Here is an 18568-nt window from a genome sequence, read left to right on the forward strand (position 1 = left end):
CATCAATGGCACGATATAAATAGCTCCATTTTCCTTTTATTTTGATGTACGTCTCATCAATACGCCATTTGTAATAAGCTTTTTTATGCTTTTTCTTCCAAATTTGATACAAAATTGGGGCATATTCTTGAACCCAACGGTAGACCGTTGAATGATGAACGTTTACACCACGTTCACTTAATATTTCAGATATATCACGATAACTCAATGCATATCTTAGATAGTAGCCAACGGCTACAGTGATAACATCCTTGTTAAATTGTTTATATCTGAAATAGTTCATACAGAAGACTCCTTTTTGTTAAAATTATACTATAAATTCAACTTTGTAACAGAACCCTTACAAGGATTTTACCAGTTAATTGCAGCAGTTGAAGCGGCAGATATCGAAAATATTTATTTATATAACAGAACACCAAGTAAAGGAGAGAAATTTACTGACGACTTAAGCGCAGTACTTAGTAAGGACATTAATATCGTCGCTTTAGATACGGTGGAGGAAGTAGTGGAGTCAGCTGAAACTATTGTCACAGCAACGACATCTTCAAATTAAATCATGAAGGGTTTTTGCAATCGTATTTTTTGTTTTAGATTGCAAGTATCTGTAATATTTTTATAAACTATATTTTTGGAGGAGATAATATACAATGACAATGAAGTAGGAGATTTTGGATTCATACTCGAAGAACGAAACTACGAGTACTGATGAAGCGGATGATGCGAGTCGACCCATAAAGTTCAAGAGGGTAGGTGATGCACAATGTTAGGCGCCGTTTTAACATTACTCTTAGGTATCATAATCATTCTCGCGATTATTGCTGCGAATGGTTATTTTGTTGCTCAGGAATTTGCATATATGTCTGTCGATCGTTCTCGTTTAAGTACACTTGCAGAAGAGGGGAATGGTGCGGCTAAAAATGCACTATCTGTAACGAGAAAAACTTCGTTCATGCTCTCAGGTGCTCAATTAGGGATTACTATAACTGGACTATTGATTGGTTTTGTTGCGGAACCTTTAGTAGGTAATAGTTTAGCTGTAATCTTAGGGACAGTATTGGCTTTAGCCTTATCTACAGTTGTCCAAATGATTTTTGGTGAGTTATACCCTAAAAACTTAGCGATTGCTAACCCTGAACCTTTAGCACTTGGTATGGCACGTTCTACAAACATATATTTAGCTATTTTTGGCTGGTTAATTACGATTAATGGTTAAAAGGTGCATCTGACTTTTGTCAGATGCACCTTTTTATGTGGAATAAAATAAATTATCACTAAATTTATATTAAGTTAGGGAGCAGTGTTTTAGGCACTCTCACTCTAACGGTGACTAAAGGATTAACGACCTGACTGATGCGAATGTCACAGCAGGCAGACAACAATCGATAGGCCATCTCATAGTCTTCCTTAAGTACAAGCGTTAGATGATCGACCGTATTTTGTGATGCAATTTTAATGGCTTCATCTAATGTTTTAGCTGATGCGATAAAGAAAAAAGCATCTGGACTTTCGACGATCGGGTTTAAAATTGATAAGCCTTCTACTTTAGAAGCTGTTAAAGTGACTTCACCATCAATTTCTACCCCGGTACCATCGAGTTCTCCATCACCCATTGTTGCATGAAGATCTCCCATAGCAAGTAAGCCACCATCTTGAAAAACAGGAAGGTAAAGAGAATTACCTGTAGTAATGTCAGTCGTATCCATATTGCCACCATGACAACCTGGTGAAGCAGTATGGATTTTATCTTCTTTTGTTGCCAGTCCGATGACACCAATCATCGGTTTAACAGGGAGGCATAGACGTTCGCTAAACTTCACGAATCCATCTTCAACCGATAAAATCTTCGTCGACTCATTTTGTATGGTATCACCCAGGACGCCGAGCCCCTTAGCTGTCATCATAATACCAGAAGAACCGAGCTCAATATTATCAATATCAAGCTTAACCACATCACCAGCTTTCAAACCATTTATATAAATCGGACCTGTAGCTAGGTTTATAATTGAACGATCAATGTCCCATCTAGAAGTATGTTCATCTTGTACTTGCCCCCCATAGCAGTCATGAGTCTCTACCTTGAACTGCTCATTTAAATCCACAGTCATCACAGACACCAGATCAGGTGTGAAATAATTTATTGTTTGATCACATTCTAATTTTTTCATAAGTTCACTCACCCCTTAAAATTACTGTCATTATAACATTCGGTTAAACTTGGTGTTTTAAACTTTCTATAAATAATTTCATCGTAGGTGTAATAATGCGACCTTTTCTGTATATAAGATACACTTTCCTGTTTAAGGTCCATTTTGGGATTTGATGGAAACTTAAAGTACCATTTTTAATTTCTGCTGACACAAGCGTTGAAGAAAGTATGGCAAAGCCCATACCTAATTTTACAGCCTCTTTAACAGATTCAGACCCTGAGGAAACCATTTTAACATTTAAATCTATATTGTTTTCACGTGTCCAATTATCTATAGAGGAACGAGTTGTAGACCCTTCTTCATGATTGATGAAAGAGTGTCTCTCTAAATCATATGCAGTAATCTGGTCTAACTCATTTAGCGGATGATCGGGGGTAAAGACAACAATTAAAGGATCATCACTGAAGTGATGGGCAATTAACTCATCATCATTAAAATCATTGGAATTAATAATACCTATATCACATTCGAAGTTCTTAACCTTATTAACTATGCTTGAGGTTCCATATACATGTACAGAAATAGATAAATTATCATGTGTTTTAGTGATGTCATTTATATATGGAAGAATCATATATGTAGCAGGTGTGTGATTGCTACATATTGAGAGTGAACCTTTATTTAAATTTTTATAGTCACTCATCAAGAGGTCTAGCTCATCATATTGGTTGATAATAATCTGTGCTGTTTTATAAAATTCTTCACCAGCCTTTGTTAATTTTATGGAGTGGAAAGATCTTGTTTTTAAGAGATCAACTCCAAGACTGTCTTGGAGTTTGTTCAGATGAAAAGTAACAGTAGGTTGCTTAATATTTAATTTTTTGGCAACTAGGTATAGTTTTTCGTATTTGACAGTGTAAACAAAAACTTTAAGTTGTTGAATATTCATAATCAGCCTCCAGCAATTTCCAATAACTCTATAATAGATAATATCTATTAAAAAATAAATAACATAGATAATATTTTACTTTCAATTTACATTATACATATATGACTTTAATATTCAGTCCTTATATTTAGAGTAGAAATTAAATGAGAGAGGGAGAATTATGAATAAAAAATACTTAGTTTACTTATTTTTGACATCCATTTTATTACTTTCTGCTTGCGGTATGTCTGATGAAACTGGAGAAGAATCAGCGGACGAAAACGTAGATAGTGCGAGTGCATCTGAAGAAACTGAAGAAGCAACAGAAGACAGCGAGCTAGTATTGTACGGTAATGATTTTATTGAAGTTATTGGACCAAAGTTTGAAGAAGAGTCGGGTATCTCTGTAGAAGGTGTCCATTTTGGTGGTGGTGAAGCTTTAGCGCAAATAGAAGCGGAACAAGGAAATCCTAATTGGGATATCATTTTTATGGATGGTCACGGTTCAATACGTAATCTAGCAGACAGAGGATTTTTACATACAGATTTTGAACCTGAAAATATTTCAAATGTTAAAGATGAATACGAAGAATTAATACCTGAAGACAATGCATATTTCCCAATCGGTATGCATGCAGCAGGAGTCATAGCATACAACACGGACATTCTAACTGAAGAAGAAGTTCCTAAAACATGGGAAGAATTTTATGAATATGACGGACCAATAGGACATGCGGACCCTGCAGTTGCTGCTCCAGCCTACCCATTAGTTTCTGGAATATTTAATGAATGGGGTATTGAAGAAGGTAAAGAGATTTATACTGAGCGATTCGAAAAGGGTATTAATATATATCCAAAAAATGGACCGTTAACAACTGGATTGATCAATGGAGAAATACACTTGGCAGCACTTCAGGAGCATAATGCATATGAGGCTATTTTAGATGATGAACCTGTAGATCTTATTTGGCCGGAAGAAGGCGCACCTGGTAGTTTAAGAGTTGTAGCAATTAACAAGGAATCTGACAACATTGAAGAAGCAGAACAATTTGTAGAATTTTTAATGGACGCTGAAACACAAGAATTCTTAACTTCAATTGATTCAGATGCAGCAAGTTTCTTCACTCCTATGGCTGAGGGTGTGGAAGTAAGAGAAGGTCGACCTGAAAATCCAGAAATGATGCTACCAGAAGCTGAATGGGCTGCAGAATATGAAGAAGAAATTAAAACTTGGTTTGCAGACCAGAACGTTCAGTAAGGGGTTTTATCAGTGAAATTCAGTGGGAAATTTTATGCTTACTTAGTGACAGGAGTACTGTTTGTAATGGTATTCCTGCCACTACTTGCAGTAATACTCAATGCGATATTACCCGGACTATTCTTCGGTGAATTAGATTTTAATAGTTTTACGATATTATTTGAAGTTTTTGAAAGACAGCTTTGGCTCGTATCTTTAAAAAATTCCTTAATTCTTGGAATTGGTGGTGCATTTCTTGGTGTTTTAGTAGGATTTATACTTGCTTATTTTAGAGCAAGATGGTCATTTTTGTTAGGAAAATGGTTAGATCTATCTGCATGGATTCTTCTCATAATTCCTTCATTTATGATTGCACAAGGATGGTTATTATTTGCAAATAGAACGGGTATGGCAAGTTCTGTTTTTGGTTGGGAATGGGTAACGGATTTTATTTTTCAACCAGTAGGACTCATCTTTATTATGGGTATGACCAAATTTCCACTTGCCTATCTCACTATTGTTGCGGCAATGGAATGGAACGTTTCTCAGTTGGACAATGCAGCTAAACTGAACGGTGCTAAACCTTTCACAGTGCTTCGTACTATACAATTACCTTTAGCAATGCCATCAGTGGTCGCAGGGTGGACTTTAGTTTTCATTGATATAATTGGGGATTTTGGTTTACCGGCAGCACTGTCAACACTGTATAGATTTCCAACCTTGCCTTACTCGATATACACTGCAATCAACCAATCACCGGTACGTTTTGATATGGCAGGGGTTTTATCTTTCTATTTAGTATTGATATTAGTATTTGCAATGTTGATTTTGTTTATTGCCACAAAAAAATCTAAAGTCGACTTTTTAGGGAGTACTGCATCAAGAACTGTGAGAGTAGAACCTAAGAATGCTTGGCTTGTTAATTTAATAACTCTAGTATTGCTCTTAATCTGTTTAGGAATACCTGTATTTACAAGTGTCTCTGTATCATTCATGGATAGTCTTTCTAGAGGATTGGTTTTTGATAATCTGACATTTGATAATTATCGAACGCTTTTTGCAGGAGGAGATAATCGTTATGCAGCGATTTCTTCTGTATTTGAGGGACTGAAGAATTCAATTTCTTTAGCAATAATTGCAGCATTAATTAGTATGATATTAGCGTTTACTGTAACCTTTGTTTTGGTTTTTACAGAATCAAAAATGAAAGGACCTTTACAAGTATTTACAGTGATTTCTTTGGCAGTACCTGGAGTTGTATTAGGTATAGGATATATCTTCATTTGGAATCAAAGATGGTTAGAACCGCTTGGACTGAATTTATATGGAACACCGACACTACTGGTTATCGCTGCAGTGGCAGGAGCGATTCCATATGCTGTAAGGATACAATTAGGTGCGGTTTCTAATGTGTCTCCAGTACTATTACAGGCTGCTTCAGTACAAGGTGCAAGTGTGCTAATGAGAATGAGTACAATATTGCTACCGATTGTGAGAAATACCTTGCTCATTGCTACATTAGCATCATTTGGTTCTAGTGTATTTGACTTAGCTATCGCATCAATGCTTCAGCCTCCTAACTATACCTTACTGCCTATAGTGATTGATCGTGCATTTGAAGTAGGCGATTATGGCTATGCGACGGCAGCTTCAGTACTGGGAGCAGCTGTAGTTGTTTTGATTATTATAGCGGTTCAGATAATTAATAGTATCTTGAGTAGATTGATGGAAAATAATAAAAAAAGGAAGATAATGCTTTATGAATCAAATATTAACCGTGGATAATGTCACTAAGGCTTTTGATTCTAAAGAAGTCCTTAAGAATATTTCTTTCTCCGTAAATGAAGGAGAGTGCGTATGCCTATTGGGCCATTCAGGTAGTGGAAAATCTACCCTATTACAAATAATTTCAGGACTCCTCTCATCAGATTCTGGAGTACTCACTATAGAAAATGAAACTATCTTTAACGATAAAAAAAGCGTGTCACCAGAGAAAAGAAATTTAAATATGGTATTCCAAAACTATGCACTTTGGCCACATATGACAGCTAAAGAAAATATCGAGTATGGATTGAAAAGACAAAAAATGAAGGCTTTAGACAGAGAAAAACGTATAGAGAAATACATTAAAATGCTTCAGCTTAACGGTTTACTTTCTCAAACCCCATCTGAACTTTCCGGTGGACAGCAACAAAGAGTAGGGATAGCAAGGGCTTTAGCAACAAATCCTAAAGTGTTATTAATGGATGAACCACTTTCTAATTTGGATGTTAAATTAAGAACTGAAATGAGAGCAGAGCTTTCTAAGATATTAAAGGAATTATCAGTCACAACAATCTATGTCACACATGATATTTTAGAAGCATTTTCACTAGCAGATCGTATCATTGTCTTAGATGATGGAAAAATTGCTCAATTTGATACACCTCAACAAATATTCGATAACCCGGCTACAAAGGCTGTCGCAGAATTATTAGGTTTCCAAAATACCATGAGAGGAAAAATAACTTATATTGATCACGACAAGTGTATTGTGGAAGTCGAAGGATATCAATTTATCAGTGATAGCAGAGCTGATTTATTGATGGATGATGAGATAATCATTATGTCTCAAATAGAAGAAGTATCGCTATATAATGGTTCAGAAATAGAGAACAATGTCATGGAAGTAAAAGTAACTCACTGTATTTATGAGGGTCATCATTGGAGAATTAGATTACAAACAAAAAATGGTATAAATGTAGAGCTGCTTCACAATAGTCAACTAGATGAAGAATCCTACGTAAAGATAAAGTTCAATGAAGAGAGAACAAAATTTTATAAAGTATAAATTGTTAAGAAATATACCTAATACTAACGTAGTAGGTATGTTTCTTAATTTATCGAACAATATTTATAAACAACTATGTTAAACTGAACCAAGTAAATTAAAAAAGGAGACTGATTTATGCGCCACATATATAGATTTTCACTCGCAATAGTATTTAGTGTTGCAGGTTTTCTACATTTCAAAAGAGAAGAGGGTTTTGAAAAAGTTGTCCCAGATTATTTACCTTTTAAACGCTTCATTGTTCATGCGTCTGGAGTGGTTGAAATCGTATTTGGATTGTTACTTTTCTTCAAACGACCGGGCAAGACTCTTAAAAATTTAATCAATGCTTTCCTACTTGCTGTCTTTCCAGCAAATATTTATATGGCTAGAAAGAAACTCCCACTTGGTACGATCGAACTACCTAAGCGGCTCCTTTACTTAAGATTACCACTACAGTTTGTATTAATGGGTATGGTTAAGAGAATATAGAGAAAGGGTGGATTCCATGCAGAAAAGAACCCTGGGCTTAATTACAGCGCCGGATTATGCTGAAGAGATTATCGATGATTTAATAGATGACCTTCCTAGACACCTAAAACATTACGTTAATAATGATGTGACATGGGAAATCGAGTGTCATGTTGATAGTTGGACGGGTGGTACGAACCGGGCGGATAGGGCAATAGAATGGACGAAAGCGGAGATGTCGAACAAGGGATGGGATTACGCGATTACTTTAACAGACCTTCCTTTATTTGATGGTAAAAAACCGATCATTGCTGAAGTTCATAGTGATGAGCATGTCGCATTTATTAGCTTACCTGGTTTTGGCTTTGCCCCAATGAAAAAGCGTGTCAGGGAGTCTATTCTTCAAATGATGAATGAAATCTATTATGGTAGTTCTGAAAGAGAGAGAAAAGAATCAGAGCAAACTCAGGAATGTAACGAAAAATCGAATGATGATATTCAATATCAAAGTTCAAAAAGTTTAATTGGGCAGAGATTTTTTGAAAAACTCTCTCCATTAGAACGTGAAACTTCAAATACAAAAAATAGTACACATGCAAGATTTACTGTTCAATCAGAGAAAAAAGGCTTACTTAGGATCATTTCAGGTATGATTAATGCCAACAGACCAATGAAGTTATTTAAAGCCTTTTTAAATATAGTTATCATTGCTTTCACAACTGGTGCTTATGCCTTAGTCTTTCCCACTATTTGGGGCTTAAGCACACATTTCAGTACAATTAGAGCAATCGTACTGATGTTTGTTGCGATATTATCCTTAGTTGCTTGGATTATTACCTCTAATAATTTATGGGAGAGTAAAGTAAAGGATGAACATGCTTTTCTAGGTAAACTATACAATGCAACAACGTTTTTCACATTATTGTTAACAGTAGTGATGTACTATGTACTGTTATTTGTAATGTTTATGGTTCTCACCTCATTATTAATTCCACCAAGTCAGGCTGAAGAAAATATGACAGTGAGTGCTGTAAATATTAGTTCCTATGCATATACAACATGGATTGCAACGAGTCTGTCTACAATTATTGGTGCACTAGGGTCTTCCGTTAATAATGAGGATGTACTTTTAAATAGTACCTATGGATATAGGCAGCAACAAAGACAACAAACAACTAAAGAAATTGAACAAGAAGCAGAGAATGATTGATATACAAAAACGAACGCCCCAGAGCTTTGCTCTGGGGCGTTCGTCTGTTAACTTATATTATTTTGACTCATACGACCAAGTCCACTGTTCCCCATCAGAAGCAAAGTGGTAAACGTATTTGTCATCTTCAATCTTAAAGTCATATGCACCAGATTTAACTGGCTTTTCATCTAATACTTCCGGGTTGTTATGCACTAAATCAATTAGTTCCTCATCCGTATATTCATTTTGAGCTTCGTCATATGACCAAGTCCATTCTTCACCGTTAGACTTAAAGTCAAACTCATAACCATCATAGATAAAGTTATAGTGATAAGCACCATCTTTTAGTGGCGCAGCATCTAATGTTTTAGGTGCATAAAACGCGTAGCTTGCAAGGTTCTCATTTTCTGATGTGAAAAACCCACCATAGGGACCATTGAGTAAGGCGTGTTCTTCGTCAAATATATCAGAAACTGCCTCATTGTATTCTACTTGAGTAATTTCTCCTGCCTCTTGTTGATCTGCAAGTTGTTCAACTTTGTCTTGTTGTGCTTTGGGTAGCCAGTCGAAATCATATCCACCATCTGACCAACCATCACCATCTATATCAGATTCTGCTGGTTGTAAGGTACCCCAAACGGTTTTCGCAGCGTCAAATTCAATTTCATCCGCTTCTGCATTGTTACCGATGCCAGTGAATGCTAACGCACCCGCGACCAATAATGAACTCAATAAAGTTACTTTCTTCATAGAAATCCCCTTCCTGAATATCTAACTTTATCTATACGGACAAAATAACACGGTAAAATAAATATTGCAATTATATTACAAAAATATTACATGAATTACACTTTCAACTTTATTATCGCTCTATTTTGGTGCATGTGGATTTTCTTTAGGATGTATGACTTGATAAGCTTCCAACTGCTCTGAATCGATTGTTCGCTCTGTAATCTCATAAGCTTCATGTAAGTTCATTTCAGATATATGGACTGAATCATCATCATTTATATGCTCAATATAAGCCACATGACCAATTGGGCCTGTGTCAGTCTGTAAAAGCGCACCTTCTTTTGGTGTGTTATTTACTATATAGCCATCTTCTTCAGCCTTATTCGCCCAGTGTTCAGCATCACGCCATGATTTTTCAATCATGTTGCCATCAGCTTTGACTTTATCGAATACATAATAGGTACATTCACCTTTGTCATAAGTGTTGTGATGCATTGGATCTCTCATTTGTCTTATATCTTCTTTAATATTTGCCATCCAAGTTGGAGGATCTTCTGCATGATAGGTATTATATAGATAGAAACCGAATAGGCCTAACAATATTATTAAAGTAACAAGTACAATATTCTTTGTATTAATTATGTGCTTCAATTTATCAACTCATTATGATTATATTTTCTGGTTATAATTTTAAAGAATACACGTCCTAGGTCAAATAAAAGGATGACCCAAGCATTTAATATCGTTTATTTTATCCACTTATGAGAAAATAAATGAAATTAATAAAGTCAGATTGCGGGGTGGCATCTTGAAGCAGCAAAGTCTTATATTTACTTATGGTCTTGTTTTTCTAATTACTGCAATTTGGGGACTTAACGTTGTATTTCTAAAGGTATTAGTAGAGAACCTTCCTCCACATACCATGACAGCATTTAGGATAATGATTGCTGGTGTAACTGCTATGCTTATCGTTATTTTTGGAAGGTCATTGAGAGCTTTAACTATAAAAGAGTGGGTGTTTACTGCTTTTGGTATGATTTTTGGGGTCATGATACACCACCTGTTTTTAGCGATAGGTTTGATGACGACGCCAGCATCAACAGGTTCACTCATATTATCTTTAGTGCCATTAGCCACAGCAATATTAGGCATGATATTTTTAAATGAAAGACTAACTAAGATGCGATCGGTTGGATTTGTTTTAGCTTTAATCGGTGTCTTCTTTATACAAGGCGGTTCATTTTCAGGGTTACAATTATCACAAGGCGAATTTGTCTTGTTTTTATCAATGTTTGCACAAGCCATTAGTTTTGTCTTTATTAAAAAGGCGACGGCGACTTTGGATTCTAAACAGGTTACAGCGATTATGAATCTTGCTGGATCATTTGGACTACTGGGTATTAGTTTGATTACTGAACCATCTGGATTGTCTGAGATGACTGATTCGACAATTGGTGTATACGGAATATTACTCTTATCCGGTGTTGTAGCGACAGGTATTGGTCATATGGTCTTTAACTCAGCTATTCAAAAAATTGGTGCTTCTAAAACTGCAATATTTAATAACTTTGTCCCATTCTTTGGTGTCGTATTCTCTGTTATTTTCTTAAAAGAACAAATAGCTGCCACCCAATTGATTGGCTTTGTGTTTATTGTCGCCGGTGTACTCTTTGGTACGGGTTATTTAGAGCGACTATGGATGAAACGTAAATTGAAAAGAGGCTAGAGATTTCAGATTCTCTAGCCTCTTATTTTATGCTGTTTTCTTTTTCTCGTTAAAATTCTTCAGCCAGATGAAGATAAGAGAAGTGATAATGATCCACACAAATATCATGCTGTAACCATTATTTAATTCTTTACTGAAGAAAAGAATTTCTTTTAATCCATCTGCATATATTCTTAAAGGTACCCAAGGATAGATATAATCTCTATAGAAATCAGGTAACATTTCCGGTGGTAATTGAATTGCTGCCATACTAAAGAACATCAAGAGAACAAATAGTACTATACTCGGAAGTTTCAGCCATTTGAGCACTGCAAAAATCATCAACATAAAGGCTGCAATTACTAGTGATAAGTACAAGGCCATTGTATTAAATGACTGATACTGAATATCCATAATTAATGTTGAAAACCAAGTTGCGAAGTATCCTGCTGTTAGTGCATAAACAAATGGTGCTATAGATTGAACTAAGTTAAAGCTGTACTTTTGTCCAAGACTATTAAACCTTTTGCCATTATCTGAGAAGTACAGCATGACTGCACCAACAATAGAAATAATCCATGTAAACGCAAGGAATGCCATTGGAATGTTTGCGAGACTTCCTGCTTCATTGACCTTAATTACCTCAGATTCAATGGGATTAGATATAGCGTCGACCATATCTGGTGAAATTGGTGAAATCATATTAGATAATCCTTGAAGTGGACTATCTGAACCTTGAGCTTCTAAGACAGGTTGCAGTTGAGATTTCATTTCTTCTGTTTTTGTCTCAATACCTGAAACAATCTGTTTGCTGATCTGCTGATTCATCATGGAGACCATATTATTTAGAGCTGTTTCGATTTGAGACGCAGCCATAGCAGAAGCGCCTTCATTAACATATATATTAACATTTGCTTTTGTCATTTCTGCAGATTGTAAGCTCATAATATTCTCTGAAAAATCCGCTGGTAGTTCTATTGCGCCATAAATATCACGTTGATCCATTGCATCTTCCATTTCATCAACAGAATCGTAAGATGTGAATGACACCATATCCGGTGCGTTTTCACTGATTTGATTTTCGATCGTTTGTCCCATTTCACCTTCATCATTAATGACTAAACCGATTGGCATATTATTCGGTTCTACCTTGACTATTGGTGAGAATGCTGGAAGCATGATTAAGGTGAAGACGATAACAAATAAAATTGGGACTAGAAAAATTTTGTTTGAATTTTTTAGTTTATCCATTTAAACACTCCTTAATGAACATATTGTTGAATAACTTGTGACTTTATTGTATTCTGCATTTAAATCAGTTGCCATAAGCAAAAACCGCCATTTTATTGAGTACTCAATATTTGAATTAAATATGTTCATTAAGAAAAGAGGGACACTATGGACCGAAGACAAAAGAAGACCAGACAAGCAATTATCGATGCGTGTTTTGATTTAATGAAAAGTAAAGACTTACATCACATTACTATTAATGATATTGCTGAAAAGGCAGATATTAATCGAGGGACTTTTTACCTACACTTTGAAGATAAGTATGACATGATGAAGCAGTTTGAAAATGAAATGATTGAGAAATTAGAGGATGTCTTTCGGAAAAACTTACCGACTGAAGACTTCAAGCAAGAGTTTTTACCATCTCGTTACGACACCTTAATTCAGGTATTGCGATGCTATGAGGAGAATCAAAAATTGATGCAGCTTATTCTCCAATCTAACTATATCAACTCTTTTGAAAAGAAATTGCAAGATAAGATGTTGTTTATAGTTGAAGGTGAATTTAGTGAACATTTACAACGAATGCATTATGATATTCCGAAAGAAGTTCTAGTGGTTGTATTTACTTCAATTTTCATCGGCTTAGTTAAATATTCATATACTTCAGAAGATGAGCTGGATATAGAAAAAACTGCAGACTATATCTTTAAAATCGTCCTACAGGGTCCTGCAAAAGTGATGGGCTTTTATGAGTCTTAAACTTTCGTTAATGTTCGTTTTAATGTGTAAATATTATCATTTTTAGTCTGCCTCCTAGTTTAATACGAACATTTTAACATAAAATCCAATTTTTATTCGTCATTTACTTGATAATTACACACCTAACCAGTAAAATGTTAGTCATATATACTGACTTTAGGAGTGTGTTTGTAGTGGAATTAATCTATCAGGGTAAGACGAAAGATGTTTTCAAAGATCAGAATGGTGACACTGTACTATATTTTAAAGATGATATGACAGGTAAAGACGGCGTCTTTGATCCAGGAGAAAACCAAGTAGGGTTACAAGTTGAAGGTTCAGGTATGGCTGGATTAGAATTGACGAGTTATTTCTTTGGAAAAATAAACGAAAGTGGCATTCCAACACACTTCCTCAGTGCTGACATTGAAAATCGCTTAATGAAAGTTCGAAAAGTGGCAGTCTACGGTAAAGGATTAGAAGTGGTATGTCGCTTTAAAGCAGTCGGCAGTTTTTACAGACGATATGGTGCTTATGTTGAAGAGGGTGCTGACTTACCTGCTTTAGTGGAAGTGACTTTAAAAGACGACGATCGCCAAGATCCTGTTATCAGTGAAGCGACCCTTGAAGCTTTGGGTATTTTATCCGCTGAATCTTATAAGGAAATTACAGACTTAACTGTGAAAATCAGTGAGATTATAAAAGAAGAATTAGCCAAGAAAGACTTAGACTTATATGATATCAAGTTAGAATTTGGTTATGATGAGGAAACAGGAGAAATTTTACTGATCGATGAAATCTCCGGTGGCAATATGCGTGTATATAGAGACGGAGCGTATATTGAACCGTTGAAATTAAATGCTTATCTCTTCAATGAATAAGATAACTTGAGGGTTTACTTTTTTATATTTGAGACATTTTAAGTACAATAAAGATAACCAATGGGGGGAGGAGCATGTTTGATGAACATTACGATTACCGATGACGCTTTAAAGTGGTACAAAGATGAAGTAGAACTTGAAGCGGGAGATAAGGTGCAATTCATCGTCCAAATATATGGGACAAGTCCGATTCGAGAAGGTTATTCTTTAGCATTTAAGATTGATAGTGATGATTCTAAAAAAGCAGTACATGTTGAAAAAGAAGGTATAGAGTTTTACATTGAAGAACAAGATGTGTGGTTCTTTGATGGTTATGATTTAAAAGTCGCCTTTGATGAAGATAAAGATGAAGTGAAGTATGAGTATATAGATCAGTAGGTCAGGTATGCTGGACCGGATGGATTTGTGTGCCATCGTGTGAATGACGACGTCACATAAACAAGAATATATCAATAAATCAACAAAAAACAGGGTAGGAAACCAACAATTTCCTACCCTGTTGTTAGTTTTTAATCAAATTTAAGACCTTTTAATTGTTCTGCGAGTGCATTATTAATCGGCTCTTCTTTTTGATTCACATATTTATTTACCGTGCGCTTATCGACCTTACCTTTATTCTGTTTCTTACGACGTGCCTGGAAGGTAGATAATTTTTCTCTATGGCCACATGTACAAGTGAAGATTTGTCCATCACCTGAACCGCTCAAGGTCATTTTCTTCTTACAGTTAGGGCAGCGGGCATTGGTAGTTTTTGCGACATTTCGCTTGTAACCACATTCTCTGTCCTGACAGACGAGCATCTTCCCTTTTTTGCCTTTGACTTCAAGTAATGGCTTACCACACTCTGGGCAGTCACGACCGGACAGGTTGTCATGTTTGAAGGTTTTCTCACTGGCTTTAATGTCTGCGACAATCTCTTTGGTATGCTGTTTCATGGAGTCGATAAATTTATCCTTTTTCAAATGACCTTTTTCAATTTGCTCCAGTTGTTTTTCCCACTCAGCTGTTGTGACAGGGGATTTTAAAACCTCAGGTGCTAGCTCTAGAAGTTGCTTCCCTTTAGATGTCAGCTTAATTGCCTGGCCATTTTTCTCCAGATAAAACGTATTAAACAGCTTATCGATTATATCTGCACGTGTTGCAACAGTACCTAAGCCACCTGAAGCGGATAATGTTTTCTTATGCTGATCCGCCATATCAAAGTACTTAGCTGGATTTTCCATAGCTTGGAGTAGAGAGGCCTCTGTAAATCTTGATGGTGGGTTCGTTTCACCTGTCGATTGAATAATCTTATTAATAGAAAGGGTGTCTCCAACTTTTATGCTGTGTTCAACATCTGAAGCTGCTTCTTTATATAAAATTTTGAACCCTTGATCGATCACACGATTAAACTTACTGATAAGTGTTTCCCCACTCACCTCAGCAGTAACAGTTGTCTCTTCATATTCATAAGGTGGCAGAAGGACACTTAAGAAACGTTTAACAACCAATTCATAAATACGTTTTTCCCTTTCGGTAAAGTCAGCAAAAAATACCGGACTTTCCGTAGGAATAATGGCGTGGTGGTCACTTACTTTTTGATCGTTGACGAAGGAGCCATGGGCTTTAATCGGTGAACGTAAAATCTTTGCTGCCGGCTTGCTGAATTCTCCGTTACTGCTCGCTTGTACTCTCTCTTTTAAAGTTTCTACAATATCGGACGATAAAAACTTAGAATCTGTACGAGGGTAGGTTAAGACTTTATGACGCTCATATAAGTTTTGAGTTGTCTGTAAGGTTTCTTTAGCTGACATGCCAAAGATATTATTTGCATCTCTTTGGAGTTCTGTTAAATCGTAAAGTCCTGAGGCATGTTGCTTTTTATGTTTTTTCTGAACATCTTTAATAGTCAGTGATTTAACATTTATTTTTTCTTCTACTGATTTGACTTTCTTTTCATCAAAGATACTTGTTTTACCGGAAGGATCTTGCCATTTGAATTTAAGTACAGGTGTTTGTACATCGATACCATAATATATTCTCGGTTTGAAGTTCTTAATGGCTTCTTCACGTGCATGAATAATAGCAAGTGTTGGTGTCTGCACACGACCACAGTTGAGTTGGGCATAGTGTTTAGTTGTCAATGCTCTTGTTGCATTGAGACCGACATACCAATCCGCTTCACTTCTAGCGACGGCAGCATGGTAGAGATTAAGATATTTATTACCTGGCTGTAAGTTCTTAAAACCATTTTGAATTGCCTTATCCGTTACAGATGAAATCCATAGACGTTTGACAGGCTTATTGACCCTTGCATAATCTAAGATCCAACGTGCAACAAGCTCACCTTCACGACCAGCATCTGTCGCGATAATCACTTCATTGACATCCTTACGATTAAGCTGACTTTGAACAGCTTTAAATTGCTTGGTCGTTTTAGGTATATGAGTCAGTTTCAATGGTGTAGGTAACATAGGTAAATCATTTAAATCCCATTTTTGATATTTAGTATCGTATTTTTCTGGATCTCTTAAGGTCACCAAATGACCGAGTGCCCAGGTTACAATGTATTGGTTACCCTCTAAGTAACCATTTCCTTTCTGCTTACAATTCAGTACACGCGCGATATCACGTGCAACTGATGGTTTTTCAGCAAGTACAAGACTTTTTGCCAAAACATTCATCCTTTCATGCGTACTCTAACTATTTTTTGTAACTAGAATCATGAGGAACATCGGTCGACGGACCTCATCTTTCATTTTAGGTCGTCCTATAATTTCATCGGGTGGTAGAGTTTCTTTAAATGATTCTACAGTAAAACCAGCTTGAATCAATTGGTTGATGTAAGTTGAGAAGGTACGGTGATACTTTGTTACCGTAGATTCTAGAAATTGTGTATCTCTCTTACTCTCTATGTTGTAATAATCTATTGGCCAATATAAAGGATTACTATCGTCGTCATAGATCCAATCTTGTTCGGGACGAGATGAAAAGATAGGGTGTTCAACAGAAAATGCAAAAGTACCTCCAGTCTTTAAACATCTGTATACACTTTGACAAACTGTATCAAAGGATTCAATGTAATGAAAGGCTAAAGAACTGATGACAACATCAAAGCATTGATCTGTAAAATTAACATCTTCAATCGGGCTTTGTAGATAGGTAATATTAGGGTCATCAGTCATGTCCTTGGCTTTTCCAATCATTTTCTCAGATATGTCTACTCCAATTACTGAATGTGCGCCTTGCTCGCTTACATAGCGACAATGCCAACCTAAGCCACAGCCTAAATCATGAACTTTTTTATCTTTAAAATCCGGTAACAGTGTTTTGAACATATCCCATTACCCAGCACCTTCTAGTCTATTGACTGAGCGTGCCATCTGACTATAGGCATTAAAGAATTTCGGATTATCATACTTATTTTCTTTCATTGGAGCATACCCCTGACTAAGACTGTTTTATTATACTAATTTAACATGAAAAAAGCATACTGAGGGTAATCCCCAGTATGCCAAAATATCTTAACTTAATTATTTACTTACTTCGTATGACCAATTCCAGTACGTGCCATCATAATCAAAGTGGAAGTCGAAACTACCATACTTGAAGTTGAAATCATAAGACACGTTATGAAGCGGCGCTTCATCTAAAACTTCTGGATTGTGTAGAGCTAACTTAGCGAGGTAGGCTTCATCTGTCGGTTCTGTTAATACCTTATCCTCATATGACCATGACCATTCGTTACCATCATAGCTAAAGAAGAATTCACGATTGTCATAAGTGAAATGATAATTGTAAGGTATGTCGTGAAGCGGCGCCTCATTAAGTTTTTCTGGATTGTTTAGAGCTAGATCAGCAAGTTTCTCTTCAGTCCATGGTTTAGTAATTGGTGTTTCGTCATTATTATCATTGACTGGTTCGTTTGCTGGATCGTCATATCCGTCTGGTATGCCTTTGTTTTGTTCACTTGCAAAGATATCCGCAACGGCTTCGTTATATTCAACTTGAGTAATTTCACCTGAGTCTTTTTGTACGCTTAAGTCGCTAATTTTGTCTTGAGATTCTTGTGGCATCCATGACGCATCAAAGTGTGTGTTTGCCCATCCGTCACCATCTGGGTCAGTACTACTTGGTAGATACTCTCCCCAAACTGTTTTGGCACCACTGGGTTCTTCAGCTTGGTCCGCTTGTGCTGTTGCACCTAATCCATTAAAAGCTAAAGCGCTTGCAATTAAAGCTGTACTAAATAAAGTTACTTTCTTCATTATAAGATATCTCCTTCCTGAATATCTAACTTTATTTCTACACTTAAAGTAGCATATGTAATATTATATTTCAAATATGTTACAAATATTACAGAGAGATAATTACAACAAATTCTATTTGCTTCCTTTATATAAGAATATAAGATTAATATAATTGTCAAAAAATTTTCAATAATTAGGATATTTTTAGAAATTCAATTTGATTTTGACTTATTTCTGTAACAACTATAAAATGGAGAAGAGATTAG

General features: G+C 35.9%; 18 protein-coding genes and 2 pseudogenes. 11 read left to right on the forward strand and 9 right to left on the reverse strand.

The annotated features are described in order from the left end of the window. Positions 1-283 (reverse strand): annotated as a pseudogene (locus H624_RS0107195) (IS6-like element IS257 family transposase); the annotation flags it as partial. A gap of 15 nt (positions 284-298) precedes the next feature. Here H624_RS0107195 and H624_RS0107200 point away from each other — a divergent pair. Both H624_RS0107200 and H624_RS0107205 read left to right on the forward strand, forming a co-directional pair. Continuing rightward, complete coding sequence (locus H624_RS0107200; RefSeq protein ID WP_026866988.1) at positions 299-553, forward strand: hypothetical protein; 255 nt, start codon at positions 299-301, stop codon at positions 551-553. A gap of 207 nt (positions 554-760) precedes the next feature. Further along, positions 761-1213: a CNNM domain-containing protein gene (locus H624_RS0107205; RefSeq protein ID WP_026866989.1), complete on the forward strand. Its 453-nt coding sequence runs from the start codon at positions 761-763 to the stop codon at positions 1211-1213. Between the two features lie 64 nt (positions 1214-1277). On the opposite strand, the gene H624_RS0107210 is transcribed toward H624_RS0107205, so the two are convergent. Both H624_RS0107210 and H624_RS0107215 read right to left on the reverse strand, forming a co-directional pair. After that, positions 1278-2165, reverse strand: a complete 888-nt coding sequence (locus tag H624_RS0107210) for an acetamidase/formamidase family protein (protein ID WP_026866990.1) — start codon at positions 2163-2165, stop codon at positions 1278-1280. 43 nt (positions 2166-2208) lie between these two features. Continuing rightward, positions 2209-3096 carry a LysR family transcriptional regulator gene (locus H624_RS0107215; RefSeq protein WP_026866991.1) on the reverse strand — a complete coding sequence of 296 codons (888 nt, stop codon included), beginning with the start codon at positions 3094-3096 and terminating at the stop codon, positions 2209-2211. Positions 3097-3256: 160 nt separating this feature from the next. On the opposite strand from H624_RS0107215, the gene H624_RS0107220 reads away from it, so the two are divergent. From H624_RS0107220 to H624_RS0107240, 5 genes are all read left to right on the forward strand, one after another. Continuing rightward, positions 3257-4333: an ABC transporter substrate-binding protein gene (locus tag H624_RS0107220; protein ID WP_026866992.1), complete on the forward strand. Its 1077-nt coding sequence runs from the start codon at positions 3257-3259 to the stop codon at positions 4331-4333. Between the two features lie 12 nt (positions 4334-4345). Continuing rightward, the gene (locus H624_RS11790) at positions 4346-6097 is read left to right on the forward strand and encodes an ABC transporter permease (RefSeq protein ID WP_035856381.1); all 1752 of its coding nucleotides are present in this window, start codon (positions 4346-4348) and stop codon (positions 6095-6097) included. Next, a complete protein-coding gene (locus H624_RS0107230) occupies positions 6072-7142 on the forward strand; it encodes an ABC transporter ATP-binding protein (RefSeq protein ID WP_026866993.1) in 1071 nt (356 codons plus the stop codon). The genes H624_RS11790 and H624_RS0107230 overlap by 26 nt, the downstream gene beginning before the upstream one ends. Before the next feature lie 117 nt (positions 7143-7259). Next, positions 7260-7613: a DoxX family protein gene (locus H624_RS0107235; protein WP_026866994.1), complete on the forward strand. Its 354-nt coding sequence runs from the start codon at positions 7260-7262 to the stop codon at positions 7611-7613. A gap of 16 nt (positions 7614-7629) precedes the next feature. After that, positions 7630-8802 carry a hypothetical protein gene (locus H624_RS0107240; RefSeq protein ID WP_026866995.1) on the forward strand — a complete coding sequence of 391 codons (1173 nt, stop codon included), beginning with the start codon at positions 7630-7632 and terminating at the stop codon, positions 8800-8802. A 57-nt stretch (positions 8803-8859) separates the two neighbouring features. Here H624_RS0107240 and H624_RS12225 read toward each other — a convergent pair whose 3' ends face one another. After that, complete coding sequence (locus H624_RS12225; protein ID WP_051220521.1) at positions 8860-9534, reverse strand: hypothetical protein; 675 nt, start codon at positions 9532-9534, stop codon at positions 8860-8862. Between the two features lie 120 nt (positions 9535-9654). Next, entirely contained in the window at positions 9655-10167 is a 513-nt protein-coding gene (locus H624_RS0107255; RefSeq protein ID WP_051220522.1) for a CHAP domain-containing protein, read from the reverse strand. 157 nt (positions 10168-10324) lie between these two features. Between H624_RS0107255 and H624_RS0107260 the strand changes: the two genes are divergently transcribed. Further along, the gene (locus H624_RS0107260) at positions 10325-11242 is read left to right on the forward strand and encodes a DMT family transporter (protein ID WP_026866997.1); all 918 of its coding nucleotides are present in this window, start codon (positions 10325-10327) and stop codon (positions 11240-11242) included. A gap of 27 nt (positions 11243-11269) precedes the next feature. Here the strand turns inward: H624_RS0107260 and H624_RS0107265 are convergent, their stop codons facing one another. After that, positions 11270-12472 (reverse strand): ABC transporter permease, encoded by a 1203-nt coding sequence (locus tag H624_RS0107265; protein WP_026866998.1) that lies wholly within the window; start codon positions 12470-12472, stop codon positions 11270-11272. A 147-nt stretch (positions 12473-12619) separates the two neighbouring features. Here H624_RS0107265 and H624_RS0107270 point away from each other — a divergent pair, with 147 nt between their 5' ends. The 3 genes from H624_RS0107270 to H624_RS0107280 all read left to right on the forward strand — a co-directional run bounded on the left by H624_RS0107270 (position 12620) and on the right by H624_RS0107280 (position 14451). Next, positions 12620-13213 carry a TetR/AcrR family transcriptional regulator gene (locus H624_RS0107270; protein ID WP_026866999.1) on the forward strand — a complete coding sequence of 198 codons (594 nt, stop codon included), beginning with the start codon at positions 12620-12622 and terminating at the stop codon, positions 13211-13213. Between the two features lie 173 nt (positions 13214-13386). After that, positions 13387-14073, forward strand: a complete 687-nt coding sequence (locus H624_RS0107275) for a phosphoribosylaminoimidazolesuccinocarboxamide synthase (protein ID WP_026867000.1) — start codon at positions 13387-13389, stop codon at positions 14071-14073. 81 nt (positions 14074-14154) lie between these two features. Beyond that, positions 14155-14451 (forward strand): HesB/YadR/YfhF family protein, encoded by a 297-nt coding sequence (locus tag H624_RS0107280; RefSeq protein WP_026867001.1) that lies wholly within the window; start codon positions 14155-14157, stop codon positions 14449-14451. 131 nt (positions 14452-14582) lie between these two features. On the opposite strand, the gene H624_RS0107285 is transcribed toward H624_RS0107280, so the two are convergent. The 3 genes and pseudogenes from H624_RS0107285 to H624_RS12230 form a co-directional block, all read right to left on the reverse strand. Continuing rightward, a complete protein-coding gene (locus H624_RS0107285) occupies positions 14583-16727 on the reverse strand; it encodes a DNA topoisomerase III (protein ID WP_026867002.1) in 2145 nt (714 codons plus the stop codon). Positions 16728-16751: 24 nt separating this feature from the next. Beyond that, positions 16752-17486: pseudogene (locus H624_RS11800) on the reverse strand (class I SAM-dependent methyltransferase). 99 nt (positions 17487-17585) lie between these two features. Further along, positions 17586-18320 (reverse strand): hypothetical protein, encoded by a 735-nt coding sequence (locus H624_RS12230; RefSeq protein WP_051220523.1) that lies wholly within the window; start codon positions 18318-18320, stop codon positions 17586-17588. Positions 18321-18568: the final 248 nt, after the last annotated feature.

Origin of the sequence: Jeotgalicoccus marinus DSM 19772 (assembly GCF_000425825.1) — a bacterium.
Taxonomy (GTDB): domain Bacteria; phylum Bacillota; class Bacilli; order Staphylococcales; family Salinicoccaceae; genus Jeotgalicoccus; species Jeotgalicoccus marinus.

Excerpts from the sequence above, each read along its gene's own strand:
- H624_RS0107205 (WP_026866989.1), top strand. The coding sequence starts at position 761 with ATGTTAGGCGCCGTTTTAACATTACTCTTAGGTATCATAATCATTCTC.
- H624_RS0107210 (WP_026866990.1), bottom strand. The coding sequence starts at position 2,165 with ATGAAAAAATTAGAATGTGATCAAACAATAAATTATTTCACACCTGAT.
- H624_RS0107215 (WP_026866991.1), bottom strand. The coding sequence starts at position 3,096 with ATGAATATTCAACAACTTAAAGTTTTTGTTTACACTGTCAAATACGAA.
- H624_RS0107220 (WP_026866992.1), top strand. The coding sequence starts at position 3,257 with ATGAATAAAAAATACTTAGTTTACTTATTTTTGACATCCATTTTATTA.
- H624_RS0107230 (WP_026866993.1), top strand. The coding sequence starts at position 6,072 with ATGAATCAAATATTAACCGTGGATAATGTCACTAAGGCTTTTGATTCT.
- H624_RS0107235 (WP_026866994.1), top strand. The coding sequence starts at position 7,260 with ATGCGCCACATATATAGATTTTCACTCGCAATAGTATTTAGTGTTGCA.
- H624_RS0107240 (WP_026866995.1), top strand. The coding sequence starts at position 7,630 with ATGCAGAAAAGAACCCTGGGCTTAATTACAGCGCCGGATTATGCTGAA.
- H624_RS12225 (WP_051220521.1), bottom strand. The coding sequence starts at position 9,534 with ATGAAGAAAGTAACTTTATTGAGTTCATTATTGGTCGCGGGTGCGTTA.
- H624_RS0107265 (WP_026866998.1), bottom strand. The coding sequence starts at position 12,472 with ATGGATAAACTAAAAAATTCAAACAAAATTTTTCTAGTCCCAATTTTA.
- H624_RS0107270 (WP_026866999.1), top strand. The coding sequence starts at position 12,620 with ATGGACCGAAGACAAAAGAAGACCAGACAAGCAATTATCGATGCGTGT.
- H624_RS0107280 (WP_026867001.1), top strand. The coding sequence starts at position 14,155 with ATGAACATTACGATTACCGATGACGCTTTAAAGTGGTACAAAGATGAA.
- H624_RS12230 (WP_051220523.1), bottom strand. The coding sequence starts at position 18,320 with ATGAAGAAAGTAACTTTATTTAGTACAGCTTTAATTGCAAGCGCTTTA.